Below are 20,415 nucleotides of genomic sequence, written 5' to 3'. Positions count from 1 at the left end.
GGGCCTGCTGAGGCGCTCGGGGTCAGCTCTCGGGGCGGTCTTCCTTGGTCACGTCGACCGGCGTCTCCGTCGGTCCCGCGGTGACCGCGGGGGTGGCGCCGTTCGCACCGTTCGTCAGCGACAGCTCCCGGGGGGAGAGCACCGGCGGGCGGGTCGAGGGCGTGCGCCGCGCGGAACCGGTCCACGCCGGGCGGGCCGGACGCTTCACGATGCCGGCGAAGACCTCGGCGATCTGCTCCTTGTTGAGCGTCTCCTTCTCGAGGAGCTGGAGGACCAGGTTGTCGAGAACGTCGCGGTTCTCGACGAGGATCTCCCAGGCCTCGTTGTGCGCGGTCTCGATGAGCTTCTTGACCTCTTCGTCGACCAGCGCGGCGACCTCTTCGGAGTAGTCACGCGGGTGACCCATCTCGCGTCCGAGGAACGGCTCGGTGTTGTCGCCACCGAACTTGATCGCGCCGAGCCGCTCGGTCATGCCGTACTGCGTGACCATGGCGCGTGCCGTCGCGGTGGCCTTCTCGATGTCGTTCGCCGCGCCCGTCGTCGGGTCGTGGAAGACGAGCTCCTCGGCCGCGCGCCCGCCCAGCATGTACGCCAGCTGGTCGAGCATTTCGTTGCGCGTGGTGGAGTACTTGTCCTCGTCCGGCAGGACCATCGTGTAACCGAGGGCCCGGCCGCGCGACAGGATCGTGATCTTGTGCACCGGGTCCGAGTTCGGAGACGCCGCCGCGACCAGGGCGTGTCCGCCCTCGTGGTACGCGGTGATCTTCTTCTCCTTGTCGGACATGATCCGCGTCCGCTTCTGCGGACCGGCCACGACACGGTCGATCGCCTCGTCGAGCGAGTGGTTGTCGATCAGCTTCTTGTCGCCGCGCGCCGTGAGGAGCGCCGCTTCGTTCAGCACGTTCGACAGGTCGGCGCCGGTGAAGCCCGGCGTACGCCGCGCGACCGCGCCCAGGTCGACGTCCGGGGCGACCGGCTTGCCCTTCTGGTGAACCTTGAGGATCTCCAGACGGCCCAGCATGTCCGGGCGGTCGACCGCGATCTGACGGTCGAAACGGCCGGGGCGAAGCAGCGCCGGGTCGAGGATGTCGGGGCGGTTCGTGGCGGCGATCAGGATGACGCCGCCCTTCACGTCGAAGCCGTCCATCTCGACGAGGAGCTGGTTCAGCGTCTGCTCGCGCTCGTCGTGACCGCCGCCCATACCGGCACCGCGGTGCCGGCCGACGGCGTCGATCTCGTCGACGAAGACGATCGCCGGGGCGTTCGCCTTGGCCTGCTCGAAGAGGTCGCGCACACGCGAGGCACCGACACCGACGAACATCTCGACGAAGTCGGAACCGGAGATCGAGTAGAAGGGGACGCCGGCCTCACCCGCGACAGCACGCGCGAGGAGCGTCTTACCCGTTCCGGGCGGGCCGTACAGGAGTACGCCCTTGGGGATCTTGGCCCCGACGGCCTGGAACTTCGCCGGCTCCTGGAGGAATTCCTTGATCTCGTGGAGTTCCTCGACGGCCTCGTCCGAACCGGCCACGTCCGAGAACGTCGTCTTCGGGGTGTCCTTGGTGATGAGCTTGGCCTTGGACTTCCCGAACTGCATGACCCGGGAGCCGCCGCCCTGCATCTGATTCATCAGGAACAGGAAGACAACGATGATGAGTACGAAGGGGAGCAGGGTCAGCAGGAGGCCGACGAACGGGTTCTGCTTCGACGGCGAGACGGTGTAACCGTCCGGGATCTGCTTGTCCTGGTACTTGTCCTGCAAGGTCTTGGCGAGGGCGACGCCTTGGTCGCCGATGTAACTCGCCTGGATCTTGCTGCTGTCCTTGACCTTCTGGCCATCCTTGAGCTCGACCTTGATGATCTGCTCGTCACCGGTGGTGATCTTGGCGGACTCGACCTTGTTGTCGTTGATCGCCTGAACGACCTGGCCGGTGTCCACCGTCTTGTAGCCGCCGGACGAACCGACGACCTGCATCAACACGACCACGGCAAGGACGGCCAGCACGATCCACATGACTGGCCCACGGAAGTATCGCTTCACGTCCATCCATACGGAGCGATGACGCCCCGTCCCTCCTGCCATAGTGAGTTTGATAAAGACTGTTCTTCGGACGGTACCCCAGCATTGTCACCCGAAGCCGCACGGGACGGCTGACAAACCCGTCTTCGCATGCTTCAACGCGGGGAAACGGGTGAGGGTTCCCGGCCGCCTCCGTGGAGTTGGCCGGGAGGCCGGTGATCAGCCGCCGTAGACGTGCGGGGCGAGGGTGCCGACGAACGGCAGATTGCGGTACTTCTCCGCGTAGTCCAGGCCGTACCCGATGACGAACTCGTTCGGGATGTCGAAGCCGACCCACTCCACGTCGATCGCGACCTTGGCCGCCTCGGGCTTGCGCAGCAGCGTGCACACCTTCAGCGACGCGGGCTCGCGCGAGCCGAGGTTGGAGAGCAGCCAGGACAGCGTCAGACCGGAGTCGATGATGTCCTCGACGATCAGGACGTGCTTGCCCTTGATGTCGGTGTCCAGGTCCTTGAGGATCCGCACGACACCGGAGGACTGGGTGCCCGCGCCGTACGACGACACGGCCATCCAGTCCATGGTGAGCGGGGTGGACAGCGCACGCGCCAGGTCCGCCATGACCATCACCGCGCCCTTGAGCACACCGACGATCAGCAGGTCCTTGCCCGCGTACTCCGCGTCGATCTTCGCGGCCAGCTCGGCCAGCTTCGCGTCGATCTCTTCCTTGGTGATGAGCACCGACTGAAGGTCGGTGCCCATGTCTTTCGCGTCCACCCGCATCACTTTCGGTCGTCCGTCACACCGGCTGTGCGAGGCCCGCGGGCCCCTCGGTCAACAGCCTTGCCGGATCACCAGTCTGCCACCCTGGCGCTGGGCGACGACTTTGCCCGGGAGATTGATGGCTCCCTGGCCGCGCCAGCCCGTGATCAGCCGGTCCACCTCTTCGATGTGCCGGGCGAACAGGGCACCGGCGGGGGCGCCCGCCTCGATGGCGGCACGGCGCACGATGCGGCGGCGGACGGCGGGCGGCAGGGCGTAGAGCTTGGCGCATTCCAGGAGGCCCGCGGCGTCCCGTACGGACGCTTCGGCCTGTGCGGCCCAGTGGTCCAGGGCGTCGGCGTCGTCCCGGGACAGCTGGGCCGTACGGGCGAGTGCTTCCACGACGCCCTTGCCGAGCGCCTTCTCCAGGGCGGGCAGGCCCTCGTGCCGCAGCCGGGAGCGGGTGTACGCGGGGTCGGTGTTGTGCGGGTCGTCCCAGACGGGCAGCGACTGGACCATGCAGGCCTTGCGGGCGGTCTGCCGGTCGATGTGCAGGAAGGGGCGGCGGTAGCGGCGGTCGGCCCCCGGGCCGCCGGACACGGCCGCCATCCCGGACAGGGAGCGGATGCCGGAGCCGCGGGCGAGACCGAGCAGGACGGTCTCCGCCTGGTCGTCGCGGGTGTGGCCGAGCAGGATCGCGGCGGCGCCGTGGCGCTCGGCGGCGGCGTCGAGCGCGCCGTATCTCGCGTCGCGGGCCGCGGCTTCGGGGCCGCCGTCCCTGCCGACGTCGACGGCGACGGACTCGATGGGGTCGAGGCCGAGGGCGGTGAGCCGCGAGACGACCTCGGCGGCGCGCAGGTCGGATCCGTCCTGGAGCCCGTGGTCGACGGTGACGCCGCCGGCGCGGATGCCGAGCTTCGGGGCCTCGAAGGCGAGAGCGGAGGCGAGCGCCATGGAGTCGGCGCCGCCGGAGCACGCGACCAGCACGAGTGGCGCCGGGGCCTGCTCGCGTGGAGGGTGGGGGTGGGCGGGGCGTGCGGGGACGTGCTCGGGGGTGCGCTGTGCCTCGGGGCGCCGCTGATCGGCGCGCTGGGTGTCGGTGCGCTGTACGTCGGTCAGTACGTCGTGGAGTACGCGGCGGACCGCCAGGCGTATCGCCGCGACCGCAGGATGGGGACCCATGTCCGGTTCCCTTCATGAAGTTCGGGGGTGAGCCTCGGACCTGTCACTCAGGACCGCTCTCGGGAGATCGGGCCTGAGGCAGATCCCACGAGGTTAGTCACTCAGAGTGTGTCGATGGTGACAGAGCCGAGCCGTTCCCCGAGCATTGCACGCCTACCCATGGCTCACGGTCCCTCGGACGGGTGATTGCGGGGGCGTTCTCCTGCCATCGGCCGCAACTCGCTCCCCTGCCGGCCTCACTCTCCCTTACGGTGCACCCGCGCGACCCAGTCCGCCGGTTTGGCGATCTCCGACTTGGTGGGCAGCGTGTTCGGCGAAGTCCACACCCGGTTGAAGCCGTCCATTCCGACCTCGCCGACGACCGCGCGCACGAAACGCTCGCCGTCGCGGTATTGGCGCAATTTCGCGTCGAGGCCGAGGAGCTTGCGCAGCGCCTGGTCGAGGCGGCTCGCGCCGCGGGCCCTGCGCTGCTGGAACTTCTCTCGGATTTCGTTGACGGACGGCACCACGTCCGGGCCCACGCCGTCCATCACGAAGTCCGCGTGGCCCTCCAGGAGCGACATGACCGCCGTGAGCCGGCCGAGGATCTCGCGCTGGGCCGGGGTCTGGACGAGCTCCACGATGGAGCGGCCGCCGTCGTCCTCCTCGCCCTCGGGGCGGCCGCCCGCGAGGGACTGGGCCGCTTCCCTGATCCGTTCGAGGACGGTCATCGGGTCGACCTCGGTCTCCGAGAGGAATGACTGGATCTCACCTTCGAGGTGGTCCCGCAGCCAGGGCACCGCCGAGAACTGGGTGCGGTGCGTCTCCTCGTGCAGGCACACCCAGAGCCTGAAGTCGTGGGGGTCCACGTCGAGTTCGCGCTCGACGTGCACGATGTTCGGCGCCACCAGGAGGAGCCTGCCGCCGCCGTGCTCGCCCGCCGGGAGGTCGCGGGTGGCGGGGGCGAAGGTCTCGTACTGCCCGAGGACGCGGGAGGCGAGGAAGGAGAGCAGCATGCCCAGCTCCACGCCGGTCACCTTGCCGCCGACCGCGCCGAGCACGGCTCCGCCGGTGCCGCTGCGCCGGTCCTGCATCTTGTCCAGGAGGGGCTTGAGGATCTCCCGGAACCCGGCGACGTTCGCCCGGATCCATCCGGCCCGGTCGACGACGAGCACCGGGGTGTCGTGGGTGTCCTCCGTGCCCATCCCCGTGAAGGAACGGACATGTTCCTCCGAGGACTTCGCATGCTTCCGGAGCTCGGCGACGATGGCCCGTGCCTCGTCCCTGCTCACTTCTGGACCCGGCCGAACGAGCCGGGTCGCGGTCGCCACCGCGAGATTCCAGTCGACCATCTCCGCACCACCGATGCTCGTCATGCGTCAACGGTACGTGCTCGGCCCCTCCCACGGAGAGGGTTGAACCCCGACTTTGCCCCACTCCGGCCCGTAGGGGCCCCCAAAAACCACCCGCCCCACCGGCCGGGGGTACGAGGGCTGAGCAGCTCCCGCCCTCAGCGGCAGCCGCACTTGGCCACGGTTGAGGCCATCTGGTCCAGGGCCGCCTGTGCCGCCTTGGGGTCCGTCGTGCCCGTGGTCATGAAGGCGAAGACCAGGAGGCGGCCCTCGGCGTCGACGACCGTGCCCGCGAGGGTGTTCACGCCGGTCAGGGTGCCGGTCTTGGCGCGGACGACGCCCGTGCCGGGGGAATCCTTGGGGTAGCGGTCGACCAAGGTGCCCGTGAAGCCCGCCACCGGGAGCCCCGTCACCACGGAGCGCAGCTCGGGGTGGGCGGGGTCGGCGGCGCGGGCCAGGAGCGCCGCGAGCAGCTCGGCGGAGCTGCGGTCGGCCCGGTCCAGGCCGCTGCCGTCGGCGAACTCGGTCCCGGCCAGCGGCAGCTTCGCCTTCTTGAGCTGGGCGTCGATCGCCTTCCCCGCACCGTCGAAGCTCACCGGCTCCTTCGCCGCGAGCGCCGTCTGGCGGGCCAGCGCCTCGGCGATGTCGTTGTCGCTGTGGGTCAGCATCCGCTCGACGAGCGCCGAGAGCGGCGGGGACTCGACCTTGGCGAGGGGCTCGGCCCGGTCGCTCGCCTTGGAGGGACCGGGGTCCTCCTTGTCCTTGGTGCCGGTCTTGATGCCCTCCTTCTCCAGGAGCTCCGCGAACTTCTTCGCCGCGTCACCCGCCGGATCGCCCGACCGCGGCGCGGGCCCGCTGGAGGAGTCGTCCAGACGGCCCTCGTCGGCCATCAGGGCGCTGACCAGGGTGAGGTTCTCGTTCGGCCCGATGGGGTGCTGCTGCTCCCCCGTGTAGAGCGAGGTGTCGTACGTCAGGGTCACCTTGTCGGCCCCTCGGTCCTTCAGGGCGCGCGCGGTGTCCTCGGCCAGTTCGCGCAGGCTCGCGGAGCTGTCCGCGTAGGGGCCGTCCTTGCGGGCGGTGAGCGTGGGGTCGCCGCCGCCGACCAGGACGACCTCCTTGGAGTCCGGTTCGACGACCGCCTTGGTGGTGATGCGGTGGTCCGCCCCCGCCGCGGTCAGCGCCGCCACCGCCGTGGCGATCTTGGTGGTGGACGCGGGCGTGAGGCCGTCGTCGCCGCCCTTGCCGTAGACCTGCCGCCCGGTGACCGCGTCGATGACGACCGCCGAGCGCTCGGGCCCCAGCGCCTTCGCCTTCAGGAGAGGGTCGAGGACCCCGGCGAGCGCCTTGCCGTCCACGGCGGGCGCGGAGCCGCCGTGCGCGGAAGCGGCCGGCACGCCGAGCCCCCGGAGCACGGAAGGAGCACTCGGAGCCGCCGAGGGGGCCCGTCCGGACGTACGCCCGCCGTGATCTGTGCCACCCCCGGCGTCCTGGGAGGCCGCCCAGTCCCGCTCGGCCGTACGCTGACCCGAGGAGTCCCAGGGGCCGGCCGCGGCCACCGCACCGGCCGCGACCGCGATTCCGACGGTGGCGGCACCCGCCGTGACCTGCCAGGTCTTGAGCTTCGCCGGAGTTCTGAGAGCGGCGGGGAGCGTGGGAGCCGAAGGCTTGGGAAGCCGCCGCAGCAGTTTCCCGACGTGCCGCCGGGTCTGCTGCCAAGGCTTGAGCTCAGGCACGACGACCAGCCCCTTTCGCGATCACACATCTGCGTGAGGGACACTTAACCACCCGAAGTATGTGCTGATCATGGAGGAGCCACCCGTGGAGTTCGACGTCACCATCGAGATTCCGAAGGGTTCGCGGAACAAGTACGAGGTGGACCACGAGACCGGCCGGATCCGCTTGGACCGTCGCCTCTTCACGTCGACCAGCTACCCCGCGGACTACGGCTTCGTCGAGAACACCCTCGGCGAGGACGGTGACCCGCTGGACGCCCTCGTCATCCTGGACGAGCCGACCTTCCCGGGCTGCCTCATCAAGTGCCGCGCGATCGGCATGTTCCGGATGACCGACGAGGCGGGCGGCGACGACAAGCTGCTCTGCGTCCCGGCGTCGGACCCGCGCGTCGAGCACCTGCGCGACATCCACCACGTCTCCGAGTTCGACCGCCTGGAGATCCAGCACTTCTTCGAGGTCTACAAGGACCTGGAGCCCGGCAAGTCCGTCGAGGGCGCCGACTGGGTCGGCCGCGCGGACGCCGAGGCCGAGATCGAGAAGTCCTACAAGCGCGCAGAGGCCCAGGGTCACTGATTGCAGTTGCACCGCCTCCGAACGGGCCCCGTGATCTTCACCGAGACCACGCGGCCCGTTCGCGTATCTGTGCGCATACTGTTCGTACTGGAGGTGCACAAGGTTCGTATGTGGGAGCGAGGCAGTGAAAGTGGCTGACCAGGAGGCCGAAGACCGCAAGCCACAGTCGGACGAGGCTCGGAGTGCGTTCACTCAGCCCGTCGGCGTGATGCAGCAGCCACCGGCACCCGAGGACGAGTCGCAGACGACTTCGGAATTCGCGATCCCGACCGGTCTGGCCGGTCTGGCGACTCCCGCGTCCACGACGCAGGAGACGGAGAAGTCGGCGTTCACCACGCCGCACACCTACAGCTCGCGCAACGCCCCGCCGGCCTTCACGCCGCCGCAGGGCATACCTCTGGTGAAGCTCACCAAGGAGACGCCCTGGCAGGACCAGATGCGCACGATGCTGCGCATGCCGGTCGCCGAGCGGCCCACCCCGGAGCCCACGCAGAGGCACGAGGACGAGGCCGGCCCCGCCGTGCCGCGCGTGCTGGACCTGACGCTGCGTATCGGCGAGCTGCTGCTCGCGGGCGGCGAGGGCGCCGAGGACGTGGAGGCGGCGATGTTCGCCGTCTGCCGCAGCTACGGCCTCGACCGCTGCGAGCCGACCGTCACGTTCACGCTGCTGTCGATCTCCTACCAGCCCTCGCTGGTGGACGACCCCGTCACGGCCTCCCGTACGGTGCGCCGCCGGGGCACCGACTACACCCGTCTCGCGGCGGTCTTCCAGCTGGTGGACGACATCAGCGACACGGACACCGACGTCTCCCTGGAGGAGGCCTACCGCCGTCTGGCGGCCATCCGGCGTAACCGTCACCCCTACCCCGGCTGGGCGCTCACGGCGGCGAGCGGGCTCCTCGCGGGCTCGGCCTCCGTGCTCGTCGGCGGTGGCGCCCTGGTCTTCCTGGTCGCGGCGGTCGGCGCGATGCTCGGCGACCGGCTCGCCTGGCTGTGCGCGGGGCGCGGGCTGCCGGAGTTCTACCAGTTCGTGGGCGCCGCGATGCCGCCCGCCGCGATGGGCGTGACGCTGAGCCTCGTGCACTCGCAGGAGGTCAACGCCTCCGCGGTGATCACCGGTGGGCTCTTCGCGCTGATCCCGGGGCGGGCCCTGGTGGCCGGTGTCCAGGACGGCCTGACCGGCTACTACATCACGGCGGCCGCACGCCTCCTTGAGGTCTGCTATCTCGTCGTGGGCATCGTCTGCGGTGTGCTGCTCGTGCTGTCGCTCGGCGTGATGCTCGACGCGACGAGCCTGCAACCGGAGACGGCGTTCGTGGCGACCGACTCGCGCCCGGTGATCCAGATCCTGGCGTCGATGGCGCTGAGCCTCGCCTTCGCGATACTGCTCCAGCAGGAACGTCACACCGTGCTCATCGTGACCCTGAACGGCGGTATCGCCTGGGTCATGTACGGGGCGCTCGCCCAGACCTCGATCGCCCTGTCGCCGGTGGCGGCGACGGCCGTCGCGGCCGGCCTCGTGGGCCTGTTCGGCCAGCTCTTCTCGCGCTACCGCTTCGCGTCCTCGCTGCCGTACGTGACGGCGGCCATCGGTCCGCTGCTGCCCGGTAGCGCGACGTACTTCGGACTGCTGGCCCTGGCCCAGAACGACATGAACACGGGCATCAACTCGCTCACCAAGGCGGCGGCGACCGCCCTGGCCATCGCGATCGGCGTGAACCTGGGCAGCGAGGTCTCGCGGCTGATCCTCAAGATCCCGGGCGCCACCACGGCGGCGAACCGCCGCGCGGCCAAGCGGACGCGCGGCTTCTAGCGGCTTCCGGGGATTCGCCCGGGGGTGTACGGAGATGCCCCCGGGCCCGGCGGCAGGCTCAGCGCTTGGCGTGCCGGCCGCGGGACGCCGGGGCCGCCCCCGGGCCCGCGCCCTCGGCCGCGGCGGCCTTCTTGTTCTTGCTGCGGGCCCGCAGGAACTCGATCACGATCGGCACCACCGAGATCAGGACGATCAGGATGAGGATCGCCTCGATGTTCTTGTGCACGAACTCGACCTTGCCGAGCCACGCGCCGAGCATCGTCACGCCGGCACCCCAGAGGATGCCGCCGATGATGTTGAACGTGATGAACGAGCGGTACCGCATGCCGCTGACGCCCGCGATGATCGGCGTGAACGTCCGCACGATGGGCACGAAGCGGGCCAGGACCAGGGACTTCGGGCCGTACTTCTCGAAGAACTCGTGCGCCTTGACCACGTTCTCCTGCTTGAACAGCTTGGAGTCCGGGCGGTTGAAGAGCGCGGGGCCGACCTTCTTGCCGAAGAGGTAGCCCGCCTGGTCGCCGAGGATCGCGGCGACGCAGATGAGGATGACGCAGAGCCAGAGCGGGAAGTCCAGCTGCTTCGTCGTGATCAGCAGACCCGTCGTGAACAGCAGCGAGTCACCCGGCAGGAAGAAGCCGATGAGGAGGCCGGACTCGGCGAAGACGATGGCGAGCAGTCCCCAGACCCCGAACGTGTTGAGGAGGTAGTCGGGGTCCAGCCACTGGGGGCCGAGCGCGAGAGTATTCACGGGGTGAGGGCTCCTGGGTCGGTGCGCCAGATCGTACGAGCGACGGAGTTGCAGGCGCGTGTGCAGCCCAAAACTATCAACGCCGGACGCCGGCCCTTGGTTCCAGGCGGGAATACGGACCCTCACCACCGCGTTCGGGCGCGCGGGACGCCTGCGCGCGACCCGACGCGACGTCTGGGCGCTCAGCCGTTCCGTGCCCCGTTCGCCGTGATCGCGTCCCGCATGTAGAGGGCGAGTCCGGGCCTGATGGCTTCGTAGGTCGCCGTGAACCGCTCGTCCGCCACGTACATCTCGCCGAGGCAGGTGTGCAGTTCGTGCGAGCAGGCGTAGTGGAAGCGCGTGATGAAGAGGCGGTGCTCCTCCGCGACGTCCATCGCCTCCGGGGAGTCCGCCGGCAGGCCCCGGGCGAGCAGGTCGCTCATGCGCCCGTGGACCGCGTCGAGCTCGTCGTTGATCCGCCGCCAGTCCTCCTTGGTGTACGAGGCGGCCTTCCGCTGCGCCTCCTTGTAGGCGTCGGTGCCGCCCCAGCGGCGCTCGACCTCCTGCGCGTACTGGTCGGGGTCGTGGTCCCCGAAGACCTCGAACTTCTCCTCGGGCGTGAGGTTGATGCCCATCTTCTTCGCCTCCATGGCTGTCTGTACGGCGTCCGCCATCTCCTGGAGCCTGGCGATCCTGGCGGTCAGCAGTTCGTGCTGCCGCCGCAGATGCGCCTGCGGGTCGGTGTCCGGGTCGTCCAGGAGGGCCGCCACCTCGTCCAGGGGGAAGCCCAGCTCCCGGTAGAACAGGATCTGCTGCAACCGGTCCAGGTCCGCGTCGCCGTAGCGCCGGTGACCGGCGTGGCTGCGCTCGCCGGGCACCAGCAGCCCGATCTCGTCGTAGTGGTGCAGCGTGCGCACCGTCACCCCGGCGAAACCGGCGACCTGCCCCACGGAATGGCCCGCGTCACGCGGACGACTCGGGTGGCCCATGGCTTTCGCCTCTCTCTCGGTACGTGTTCCAGCCTGGATCCTCACGCCGCGTGAGGTGCAAGTGCAGACCCGCGCGGGCGCCCATATCCTCGCCAGCAGGGACAGAAGACCTCAGTCCAGAGGAGACCGCCCATGCCGCTCCACCGCAGCGAGGACCCGAACGGCGCATCCGAGGGGCGCACCCTCGCCGTGAACCCCTTCCTCTTCGGAGAGGCCAACCCGGTCAGCGGCATGACCGAGGCCCCGCCCAAGCACCGCCTCCCGGACGGGCCCCTGCCGCCGGCGACGGCGTACCAGCTGGTGCACGACGAGCTGATGCTGGACGGCAACTCCCGCCTCAACCTCGCGACCTTCGTCACGACGTGGATGGAGCCGCAGGCCGGCGTCCTCATGGCGGAGTGCCGCGACAAGAACATGATCGACAAGGACGAGTACCCGCACACCGCCGAGCTGGAGCGGCGCTGTGTGGCCATGCTCGCCGACCTGTGGCACGCGCCGGACCCGGCAGGTGCCGTCGGCTGCTCGACGACCGGTTCGAGCGAGGCGTGCATGCTCGCGGGGATGGCGTTCAAGCGCCGCTGGGCCAAGGACAAGCGCAACCGCGACCGCTATCCCTCGCCCGCCGCGCGCCCGAACCTCGTGATGGGCGTCAACGTCCAGGTCTGCTGGGAGAAGTTCTGCACCTTCTGGGAGGTCGAGGCGCGCCAGGTCCCGATGGAGGGCGACCGCTACCACCTGGACCCGGTGGCCGCCGCCGAGCTCTGCGACGAGAACACCATCGGCGTCGTGGCCGTCCTCGGCTCCACCTTCGACGGGTCGTACGAGCCGGTGGCCGAGCTCTGCGCGGCCCTTGACGACCTCCAGGAGCGCACCGGCCTGGACATCCCGGTGCACGTGGACGGGGCGTCCGGCGCGATGGTGGCGCCCTTCCTCGACGAGGATCTGGAGTGGGACTTCCGGTTGCCGAGGGTGGCCTCGATCAACACCTCGGGGCACAAGTACGGCCTGGTCTATCCGGGCGTCGGCTGGGCGCTGTGGCGGGACGCGGACGCGCTGCCGGAGGAGCTGGTCTTCCGGGTGAACTACCTGGGCGGCGACATGCCGACGTTCGCGCTGAACTTCTCCCGGCCGGGTGCGCAGGTCGCCGCGCAGTACTACACGTTCCTGCGCCTGGGCCGCGAGGGCTACCGCGCCGTCCAGCAGGCGGCAAGGACCGTGGCCACGGGGCTCGCGGAACGCGTCGAGGCGCTCGGCGACTTCCGGCTGATCACGCGCGGGGACCAGCTGCCGGTGTTCGCCTTCACCACGCGGGACGAGGTGACGGCGTACGACGTCTTCGACGTGTCCCGGCGGCTGCGCGAGCGCGGCTGGCTGGTGCCCGCGTACACCTTCCCGGCCCACCGCGAGGATCTGGCGGTCCTCCGCGTGGTCTGCCGCAACGGCTTCACGGCCGACCTCGCGGAGCTCTTCCTGACGGATCTGAGCGGTCTGGTGCCCGAACTGCGCCGGCAGCCGCATCCGTTGACCCGCGACAAGGACGCGGCCACCGGGTTCCACCACTAGGTCCGGGGCCGCACACCGCTACTTGCTGAGCGCCCCGAACCTCCGTACGGCCAGCGGCATGAAGACGCCCACCAGGAGCACGGGCCAGGCCACGGCCAGCAGACCCGCGTGCTCGGCCGCCCAGGACGTGCCCACCACCCCGGGGTCGTTGCCGAACAGATCGCGGACCGCCGTGGCCGTCGCCGACATCGGGTTCCACTCGACCGTCGCGCCGAGCCAGCCCGGCATGTTCTGCGGGACCGTGAAGGCGTTGGAGAGGAAGCCGACCGGCCAGACGAGGACCTGCACGGCCACGACCAGCTCCGGCCTGCCCGCGACCATCGCCAGGTGGATGCCGATCCACAGCATCGCGAACCGCAGCAGGAGCAGCAGGCCCACCGCGCCGAGCGCCGCCCCGAACGAGCCGTGCCAGCGCCAGCCGATCGCGAGCCCGACGCCGATCATGACGAGCAGCGAGGCGAACGACTGGAGCATGTCCGCGACCGAACGGCCCACCAGGACCGCGCCGTTGGTCATCGGCATGGACCGGAAGCGGTCGATCACGCCCTTGTTGAGGTCCTGGGTGACCGCGACCATCGTGGCGTCCAGACCGAAGGCCATGGTCAGCGCGAACATGCCGGGCACCAGGAACTCGGCGTAGTCGCCCGCGATGCCCTTCCCGCCGCCGATCAGGTAGTTGAACATCAGCAGCAGCATGACCGGGAAGACCAGTCCCACGAGCACCTGCACGGGCTGGCGCGCCCAGTGCGCGAGCTCGCGCCGGGTCATGGTCCAGGAGTCGATCGCCGCCCATCGCAGGGGCGTACCGCTCGCCACCGGCACACGGCCGGCCGTCGTCGTCGCGCTCACACGGTCTCCTTCGTACGTCCCCGGCCGTCGGCCGTACCGTCATCGGCCCCCGCCGAGCGCTCCCGCTCGCCCGCGGGGCCCGTCAGGCGCAGGAACGCCTCGTCCAGGGTGGGCCTGCGCACCGCGATGTCCTCGGCCTCCACACCGGCCTCCCGCAGGGCCTGTACGACGCCGGTGAGCGCCTCCATGCGGTCGGCCACCGGCGCGCTGGCGAGGCGGCGGTCGGCGTCCAGCGTGGCTTCCCCGGGCAGCAGCCGGGCCGCGCGCTCCAGTTGGGCCGCGTCGCGCACCACCACGTCGATGCGGTCGCCGCCGGTCTTCGACTTCAGTTCGTCCGCCGTGCCGTCCGCGATGACCCGGCCCCGGTCGATCACCGAGATGCGATGGGCGAGCTGGTCCGCCTCTTCGAGGTACTGCGTGGTGAGCAGCACCGTGGTCCCGCCGTCCACCAGCGAGCGCACCGCTTCCCAGACCTCGGTGCGCCCCCGGGGGTCGAGCCCGGTCGTCGGCTCGTCCAGAAAGAGCACGTCGGGCTCCGTGACGAGGGAGGCCGCGAGGTCCAGGCGGCGCCGCATGCCGCCGCTGTACTGCTTGACCGCCTTGCGGCCGGTGTCCCCGAGCCCGAACCGCTCCAGGAGTTCACCGGCCCGCACGCGCGCGTGCCGTGCGCCCAGGTGGTGGAGCCGCCCGAACATGTCCAGGTTCTGGAGGCCGCTCAACTCCTCGTCCAGCGCGGCGTGCTGACCGAGCAGGCCGATGCGCCTGCGCACCTCGTCGGGCTGCTCGTGCACGTCGTACCCGGCGACCTCCGCCCGCCCCTCGTCCGCCCGCAGCAGCGTGGCGAGCATCCGCACCGCCGTGGTCTTGCCGGCCCCGTTCGGACCGAGCACGCCGTGCACCGTGCCGCGCCCGACCCTCAGGTCCAGGCCGTCGAGCGCCCACTTCTCCCCGTACCGCTTCCGTGCTCCCTCGACGACGATCGCGTCCGCCATCCGTCTCCTCCCCAGCACCCGATTCCCGTAGTCAAACTTGACTACAAGCTCAACGCGAAGGAAGGTATCCCCGAATCCAGGATTAGTCAAACTTGATCAGTGATCGTCCTCCGCGTGCCGCTCCCCGGTCGCGTACGGGTTCTCCTCGCCCTCGCCGAGGACGGCGACGAACGGCTCACCCTCACCCGCGAAGGTGTACGCCCCGTCCTCGATCCGCTTGATCAGCCCGCGCGTCCACTCGACTCCCCCGTCGGCCGTGTGGACCCAGAGGTTCATGATCTCGCCGATGTGCCCGAGCTGCTCCGGCCCCTCCTCGGGGGTGTAGTACTCCGTGACGGACCTGCGCCACTCCTCGATGCCCCGCACCCGCTGCCGCAGCAGGTCCACCGCCTCGCCGCGCGGCAGGTCGACGATGAAGCCGAGGGCCGCCGAGAGCATGTCCGGCCGCTGGTCGTACGAGACCAGGTTGGACCGGAGCAGGGTCAGGAACTCCTCGGTGCCCGCCTCCGTGATCTCGTACTCCGTGCGGGGCGGGCCGCCCGCCGTCGACGGGGCGATCTCGTGCGCGACCAGCAGGCCTTGCTTGGCCATCTGCTTCAGCGCGTGGTAGATCGAGCCGGGCTTGGCGTTGGACCACTCATGGGCGCCCCAGTACTCCAGGTCGTTGCGGACCTGATAGCCGTGGGCCCGTCCGTGCTGCCGGACGGCGCCGAGGACAAGGAGTCGGATCGCCGACATCAAAGCCACCTCCTTCTAATCAACTTTGATTAGAGTAGCGGTCATGGCCGAGACAATGATCCCCTTGTTCCCCTGCCACGAGCTCGACGAGACCCTCGACTTCTACAAAGCCATCGGCTTCGAGGTGACCTTCTACCAGAAGGCCCCCAACGCGTACGCCGTGATCCGGCACGGCGACGACATGGAGCTTCAGTTCTACCGGCTCAAGGGCTACGACCCGCTCACCTCCCACAGCACCTGCTACGTGGTGACCGACCGCGTGGACGCCCTCAACGAAGCCTTCCGCGCCGGCCTCAAGCAGACCCTGGGCCGGATACCGACCCGCGGCCTGCCCCGCATCGGGACCGTGAAGGACATGACCTACGGGGTACGGCAGTTCCTGATGACGGACCCGGCGGGCAACTGCGTCCGCGTGGGCCAGCCCATCGCCACCTCCTTCGAGCACGCGCCCGTCCCGAGGGAGCGGTACGCGCGCGCCCTGCACCAGGCCACCCTCCTCGGCGAGTCCAAGCAGGACCACGCGGCCGCCCTGCGCATCATCGACCGCGCCCTCGCCGCCGACGGCACCCCCACCCCCGCCCAGTTGGAGGAGCTGCACGCGCTGCGGGCGGAGATGGCGGAGCAGCTGGGCGTCGAGTAGGGCGCGCGGGCAGGAGCTGGGCCTTTGGGGGGATCAGTACTGCGACGGTCCTTGCCGCGACCGCCGCCGTCCTAGCCCTCCCAGGTCTCGCCCCTCTCCAGGGCCACCAGCTCGAACGCCGTCTTGCCGTCGAGCGTCTCGCGGATGATGTCGGCGTGGCCCGAGTGCCGGGACATCTCGGTGATCAGGCGGAGCAGCACCCAGCGCATCGAGACGTCCTCCTTCGGGAACCACGGCTGATCGGGGAGCGCGAAGGTCTCGTCGAGGGTCGGCAGGGAGCGGATGAACTCCTCGGTGCGGTCGGCGACCTGGCGCCAGTACGCGAGCGCGGACGCGACCGTCTCGCCGTCGACCAGGCGGAAGCACTCGTCCCAGTTCGCCTCGGTCCGCTCGACCGCCGGGGCGACACCCCGCGCCCGCGCGATCCAGCTCTCCTCGACCTCGGCGACGTGCTTGAGCAGTCCGGAGAGCGAGAGCTCGCTGGCGCTCGGGCGGGTGGCGGCCTGCTCGTCGGTCAGGCCGATCAGGGCCCGCCGGATGCCGCCGCGCTCGGCGTCGAGGAAGGCGAGCAGCGCGCCGCGCTCGTCGCCGGGGGCCTCTGCGTTGACGTGGGTGACCATGGGGTCCGCCTCTCGCGCCTGTGGAGCCTGCCGGGCTTTCCGACACCACGAACGTTACGGACCCTTGCGGTCAGGTTCTGTCCGCAAGGGTCGGGGAGAAGGCGAGCCGCCGGGCTCAGAAGGAATTGCGAGCGGCCGGGCACAGAACGGAACTGCGAGCGGCCGGGCACAGAAGGGAACTGCGAGCGGCCGTTGCTCAGAAGGGGAACTGCGAGCGGCCGTGCTGCACCGAGATCCACTTCTGGGTCGTGAACGCCTCGACCGTCGAGTCGCCGTTGAGGCGCCCGGTCCCCGACTGCTTCTCGCCGCCGAAGGGCACGATCGGCTCGTCGTGCACGGTGCCGTCGTTCACGTGGAACATGCCGCTGTTGATCTGCCGCGCGAACCGCACGCCACGCTCGACGTCGGCCGTGTGGACGGCGCCGCTGAGCCCGTACGGGGTGTCGTTGGTGATCCGTACGGCCTCTTCCTCGCCGTCGAAAGGCACGAGCAGCGCGACCGGGCCGAAGATCTCCTGCCGCAGGGCGGGCGAGTCGGCGGGCAGGTCCGTCAGGACGGTGGGCGCCACCAGGTTGCCGTCGGTGCTGCCGTGCAGGAGCGCCTTCGCGCCTCCGGCCAGGGCCTGGTCGACGATCTTCGTGACCGCGTCCGCCTGCGAGGAGCTGATCAGCGGGCCGATGTGGGTCGCCGGGTCCGCCGGGTCGCCGACCTTGAGGGAAGCGACCTTCGCGACGAACTTGTCGGTGAACTCCGCCTCCAGGGAGCGGTCCACCAGGATGCGGTTGGCGGCCATGCAGACCTGGCCCTGGTGCACGAAGCGGCTGAAGACCGCCGCGTCCACGGCGTAGTCGACGTCCGCGTCGTCCAGGACGACCAGCGCGCTGTTGCCGCCGAGCTCCAGGATCGAGCGCTTGAAGTGCGCGGAGCAGACGGTGGCGACATGGCGGCCGGTGCGGTCGGAGCCGGTGAAGGAGATGACGCTCGGCACCGGGTGCTCGATGAACGCGTCACCGATCTCGGCGATGTCGGTGACGACGACGTTCAGCACGCCGGCCGGCAGACCCGCGTCCTCCAGCACCTTCGCGAGGAGGGTGCCGCCGGTGATCGGGGCGTTCTGGTGAGGCTTGAGCACCACCGCGTTGCCGAGGGCGAGCGCCGGGGCGACCGTCTTGGTGGAGAGCAGCAGCGGGAAGTTGAAGGGACTGATGGCCCCGACCACGCCCACCGGCTCGCGGTAGAGGCGGTTCTCCTTGCCCGCGCCGGGCGACGGCAGGATGCGGCCCTCGGGCAGCAGCGCGAAGTGCACCGCCGCGCGCAGGAACTCCTTGGTGAGGTGGAGCTCGAAGCCGGCCTTGGTCCGGGTGCCGCCCAGCTCGGCGACGATCGCCGCGGATATCTCTTCCTCGCGGTCCTCGACGATGCGCAAGGCACGCTCGAAGACCTCGCGCCGGGCGTAGGGGCTGGTCGCGCCCCACTCCTTCTGCGCGCGCTCGGCAGCCCGGTAGGCCTGGTCGACCTCGTCGGCCGTCGCCACGGTGATCGAGGCAAGCTTCTCGCCGTCGTACGGGTTGAAGTCGATGATGTCCCAGGATCCGGAACCCGTCTTCCACTCACCGTCGATGTACTGGTGAGCCAGGTCAGTGAAGAAGGACATGAGACCCCTTGCCGCAGACGGTGCAGACATCTGATTTCACGTCATCCTACTGACCGGTCACGTCAGTTGGAGCAGACCTCGCAGAAGATCGCGGCTATCGGCCGGATTCGGGCTGTCGCTCTGCAACTCGCTCACCACGCGCTCGTACTGGCCGACCTCTTCTGGTTTGTCGAGGTACAGGGCTCCGGTCAGCTGCTCGACGTACACGACGTCCGAGAGGTCCGACTCCGGGAAGCGCAGCATGGTGAACGCTCCGCTCTCGCCCGAGTGCCCACCGAAGCTGAACGGCATGACCTGGAGGGTGACATTCGGCCGTTCGGAGATGTCGATGAGATGCTGGAGCTGACCCCTCATCACTTCCCGGTCTCCGTACGGGCGCCGCAGAGCCGCCTCGTCGAGCACGCAGTGGAAGCGGGGGGCCCGCTCGGAGACGAGCAGCTTCTGGCGTTCGAGGCGCAGGGCGACGCGGCGCTCGATGTCGGCCTTGCTCGCACCCTTCATGCCGCGCGCGACGACCGCGTGGGCGTACGCCTCGGTCTGCAACAGGCCGTTGACGAACTGCACTTCGTAGACGCGGATGAGCGAGGCGGCGCCTTCGAGGCCGACGTACGTCTGGAACCAGCCGGGCAGGACGTCCGAGTAACTGTGCCACCAGCCCGCGAGGTTGGCCTCCTTGGCGAGTGAGAGCAGCGCGACACGCTCGACCTCGTCGGTGACGCCGTACAGCGTCAACAGGTCCTCTACGTCCCTGGACTTGAAGCTCACCCGTCCCAACTCCATGCGGCTGATCTTCGATTCGGAGGCGCGGATCGAGTAGCCGGCCGCTTCACGGGTGATGCCGCGCGATTCCCTCAGGCGCCTGAGTTGCGAGCCAAGGAGCATGCGCCGTACGACCGAGCCGCTCGACTCCCCTGCGGTCACTTCGCTCAATCCTCCCCATCACTTGGAAGCCAGCAGTCTGCCATTAAACGCTTCAGGCCGTACTCGTTCGGTTACAGAAACGGAAAGCCTTCGGAAGTCCTCCACAAGAAGTCGTAGGAAGAAATGGGCAAGAAGTGGCACGGGAGCGACCAAGTCCGGCGCGTGCACGTGCATCTGCCCTTGCATCTGCTGTACGCATTCGGAACCATGGTCCGCGCGCCACTCCTGTAGGACGTCGCATCGAGCTGGACCGATGCGTCGCGGCGCCGCTGTACCGACCGCACGACCGCTCCATCGCTATGTACCGCGAAACCGGGGAGTGCCTCGCATGGGGACGAATGGATCGACCATGCTCGAGCCGTTACGGCAGGGGCTTCCCCCACTCGACCCCTCAGCCGTCTCCAGCGCCGCGTCCTGCTCGCTGCCGGCCCGCTACGAAGCGGTGGGCAGCGCACGGCAGTTCACCCGTAAGACGCTGTGCCAGTGGGAACTGGAAGAGCGCTTCGACGACATCGCGCTCGTCGTCTCGGAACTGGTCACCAACGCCCTCAGGCACGCCCTGCCGTCGGACACCCCGCGCGACCACGGCCCTCCGGTGCGGCTGCACCTGATGCGCTGGACCTCGCGCCTGGTGTGCGCGGTCCGCGACCCCAGCGACGACAGCCCGGTCGCGCGCGAGGCCGACGACGACTTCTCGGCCGAGTCGGGCCGCGGCCTGTTCCTGGTGGACTCGTTCAGCGACAGCTGGGGCTGGCACCCGCTCGCGGGCGCACTGCGCGGCAAGGTCGTGTGGGCGCTGTTCCAGCTGGCTTAGCCGCTCCGACCGGCATCGGTCGCGTATGGGTCGTGCGGGTGGCTTGGCTGTTCCGACTGGCTCGGCTGTTCCGACTGGCATAGGTCACGTGCGGGTGGCTGGGCGCGGCCCGCGATTCAGTAGCGTGAACGTCATTCACCGGCACGCACGTCGGCCCGCGACGCGCGGCGGCGTTCCGGCGACCGGGGCTACCCACCTATGAGGTGGTCGAACTCCCCGTCCTTCATCCCGAGCAGCATGGCCTCGATCTCGGCGCGCGTGTAGACGAGCGCCGGACCGTCGGGGAATCGCGAGTTCCGCACGGCGACGTCACCGCCCGGAAGCTTGGCGAACTCCACGCAGGCGCCCTGTGAGTTGCTGTGCCTGCTCTTCTCCCAGACCACCCCATGAAGCTCCGTGGCGGCCATGCCGTTAAACACGTGATGCACAGTCGCTCCCCGGTGATGCAGTGCCTGGTGTGGCTCTAGATCGCTCTAGATGCAGTGGTCAACTG

At 69.6% G+C, this 20,415-nt stretch carries 19 protein-coding genes; 5 read left to right on the top strand and 14 right to left on the bottom strand.

All coding sequences use genetic code 11. From position 1 onward, the window contains the following. Window positions 1–22: 22 nt before the first annotated feature. The 5 genes from ftsH to dacB all read right to left on the bottom strand — a co-directional run bounded on the left by ftsH (window position 23) and on the right by dacB (window position 7,025). Window positions 23–2,047: an ATP-dependent zinc metalloprotease FtsH gene (gene ftsH, locus QBL25_RS23145; protein WP_409058923.1), complete on the bottom strand. Its 2,025-nt coding sequence runs from the start codon at window positions 2,045–2,047 to the stop codon at window positions 23–25. A 192-nt stretch (window positions 2,048–2,239) separates the two neighbouring features. Next, window positions 2,240–2,800: a hypoxanthine phosphoribosyltransferase gene (gene hpt / locus QBL25_RS23140; RefSeq protein WP_135330538.1), complete on the bottom strand. Its 561-nt coding sequence runs from the start codon at window positions 2,798–2,800 to the stop codon at window positions 2,240–2,242. Window positions 2,801–2,851: 51 nt separating this feature from the next. Further along, window positions 2,852–3,961 carry a tRNA lysidine(34) synthetase TilS gene (tilS, locus tag QBL25_RS23135; protein WP_409058922.1) on the bottom strand — a complete coding sequence of 370 codons (1,110 nt, stop codon included), beginning with the start codon at window positions 3,959–3,961 and terminating at the stop codon, window positions 2,852–2,854. 236 nt (window positions 3,962–4,197) lie between these two features. Beyond that, the gene (locus QBL25_RS23130) at window positions 4,198–5,316 is read right to left on the bottom strand and encodes a zinc-dependent metalloprotease (protein ID WP_409058921.1); all 1,119 of its coding nucleotides are present in this window, start codon (window positions 5,314–5,316) and stop codon (window positions 4,198–4,200) included. 134 nt (window positions 5,317–5,450) lie between these two features. Next, window positions 5,451–7,025 carry a D-alanyl-D-alanine carboxypeptidase/D-alanyl-D-alanine-endopeptidase gene (gene dacB / locus QBL25_RS23125; protein ID WP_409058920.1) on the bottom strand — a complete coding sequence of 525 codons (1,575 nt, stop codon included), beginning with the start codon at window positions 7,023–7,025 and terminating at the stop codon, window positions 5,451–5,453. Window positions 7,026–7,110: 85 nt separating this feature from the next. On the opposite strand from dacB, the gene QBL25_RS23120 reads away from it, so the two are divergent. Together QBL25_RS23120 and QBL25_RS23115 are read left to right on the top strand one after the other, a co-directional pair. Further along, a complete protein-coding gene (locus QBL25_RS23120) occupies window positions 7,111–7,599 on the top strand; it encodes an inorganic diphosphatase (protein WP_135330561.1) in 489 nt (162 codons plus the stop codon). Window positions 7,600–7,729: 130 nt separating this feature from the next. Continuing rightward, window positions 7,730–9,412: a threonine/serine exporter ThrE family protein gene (locus QBL25_RS23115; RefSeq protein WP_409058919.1), complete on the top strand. Its 1,683-nt coding sequence runs from the start codon at window positions 7,730–7,732 to the stop codon at window positions 9,410–9,412. Between the two features lie 58 nt (window positions 9,413–9,470). On the opposite strand, the gene QBL25_RS23110 is transcribed toward QBL25_RS23115, so the two are convergent. Beyond that, window positions 9,471–10,163, bottom strand: coding sequence for a DedA family protein (locus tag QBL25_RS23110; RefSeq protein ID WP_409058918.1), 693 nt, complete (start codon window positions 10,161–10,163; stop codon window positions 9,471–9,473). Between the two features lie 182 nt (window positions 10,164–10,345). Further along, window positions 10,346–11,131 carry a MerR family transcriptional regulator gene (locus QBL25_RS23105; RefSeq protein ID WP_409058917.1) on the bottom strand — a complete coding sequence of 262 codons (786 nt, stop codon included), beginning with the start codon at window positions 11,129–11,131 and terminating at the stop codon, window positions 10,346–10,348. A gap of 132 nt (window positions 11,132–11,263) precedes the next feature. On the opposite strand from QBL25_RS23105, the gene QBL25_RS23100 reads away from it, so the two are divergent. Then, window positions 11,264–12,694 carry a glutamate decarboxylase gene (locus QBL25_RS23100; protein ID WP_409058916.1) on the top strand — a complete coding sequence of 477 codons (1,431 nt, stop codon included), beginning with the start codon at window positions 11,264–11,266 and terminating at the stop codon, window positions 12,692–12,694. An 18-nt stretch (window positions 12,695–12,712) separates the two neighbouring features. On the opposite strand, the gene QBL25_RS23095 is transcribed toward QBL25_RS23100, so the two are convergent. The 3 genes from QBL25_RS23095 to QBL25_RS23085 form a co-directional block, all read right to left on the bottom strand. Then, on the bottom strand, window positions 12,713–13,543 hold the full coding sequence (locus QBL25_RS23095) for an ABC transporter permease (RefSeq protein ID WP_409058915.1): 831 nt from the start codon (window positions 13,541–13,543) through the stop codon (window positions 12,713–12,715). Then, window positions 13,540–14,535, bottom strand: coding sequence for an ATP-binding cassette domain-containing protein (locus QBL25_RS23090; protein ID WP_409058914.1), 996 nt, complete (start codon window positions 14,533–14,535; stop codon window positions 13,540–13,542). The genes QBL25_RS23095 and QBL25_RS23090 overlap by 4 nt, the downstream gene beginning before the upstream one ends. Window positions 14,536–14,631: 96 nt before the next feature. Further along, the gene (locus tag QBL25_RS23085) at window positions 14,632–15,273 is read right to left on the bottom strand and encodes a PadR family transcriptional regulator (RefSeq protein ID WP_409058913.1); all 642 of its coding nucleotides are present in this window, start codon (window positions 15,271–15,273) and stop codon (window positions 14,632–14,634) included. A gap of 43 nt (window positions 15,274–15,316) precedes the next feature. On the opposite strand from QBL25_RS23085, the gene QBL25_RS23080 reads away from it, so the two are divergent. Next, window positions 15,317–15,913, top strand: a complete 597-nt coding sequence (locus tag QBL25_RS23080; protein ID WP_409058912.1) for a bleomycin resistance protein — start codon at window positions 15,317–15,319, stop codon at window positions 15,911–15,913. Between the two features lie 71 nt (window positions 15,914–15,984). Here the strand turns inward: QBL25_RS23080 and QBL25_RS23075 are convergent, their stop codons facing one another. From QBL25_RS23075 to QBL25_RS23065, 3 genes are all read right to left on the bottom strand, one after another. Then, window positions 15,985–16,533 carry a DinB family protein gene (locus QBL25_RS23075; protein ID WP_409058911.1) on the bottom strand — a complete coding sequence of 183 codons (549 nt, stop codon included), beginning with the start codon at window positions 16,531–16,533 and terminating at the stop codon, window positions 15,985–15,987. A 196-nt stretch (window positions 16,534–16,729) separates the two neighbouring features. After that, window positions 16,730–18,187 (bottom strand): aldehyde dehydrogenase family protein, encoded by a 1,458-nt coding sequence (locus QBL25_RS23070; protein ID WP_409058910.1) that lies wholly within the window; start codon window positions 18,185–18,187, stop codon window positions 16,730–16,732. 57 nt (window positions 18,188–18,244) lie between these two features. Beyond that, window positions 18,245–19,108, bottom strand: coding sequence for a helix-turn-helix domain-containing protein (locus tag QBL25_RS23065; RefSeq protein WP_409058909.1), 864 nt, complete (start codon window positions 19,106–19,108; stop codon window positions 18,245–18,247). 328 nt (window positions 19,109–19,436) lie between these two features. Between QBL25_RS23065 and QBL25_RS23060 the strand changes: the two genes are divergently transcribed. Further along, on the top strand, window positions 19,437–19,922 hold the full coding sequence (locus QBL25_RS23060) for an ATP-binding protein (protein ID WP_365826055.1): 486 nt from the start codon (window positions 19,437–19,439) through the stop codon (window positions 19,920–19,922). A gap of 188 nt (window positions 19,923–20,110) precedes the next feature. Here QBL25_RS23060 and QBL25_RS23055 read toward each other — a convergent pair whose 3' ends face one another. After that, window positions 20,111–20,350 carry a DUF397 domain-containing protein gene (locus QBL25_RS23055; protein ID WP_409058908.1) on the bottom strand — a complete coding sequence of 80 codons (240 nt, stop codon included), beginning with the start codon at window positions 20,348–20,350 and terminating at the stop codon, window positions 20,111–20,113. Window positions 20,351–20,415 lie beyond the last annotated feature (65 nt).

This window comes from Streptomyces sp. SYP-A7185, assembly GCF_046103685.1.
GTDB lineage: Bacteria > Actinomycetota > Actinomycetes > Streptomycetales > Streptomycetaceae > Streptomyces.
This window is presented reverse-complemented; position numbering and strand designations above follow the sequence as displayed.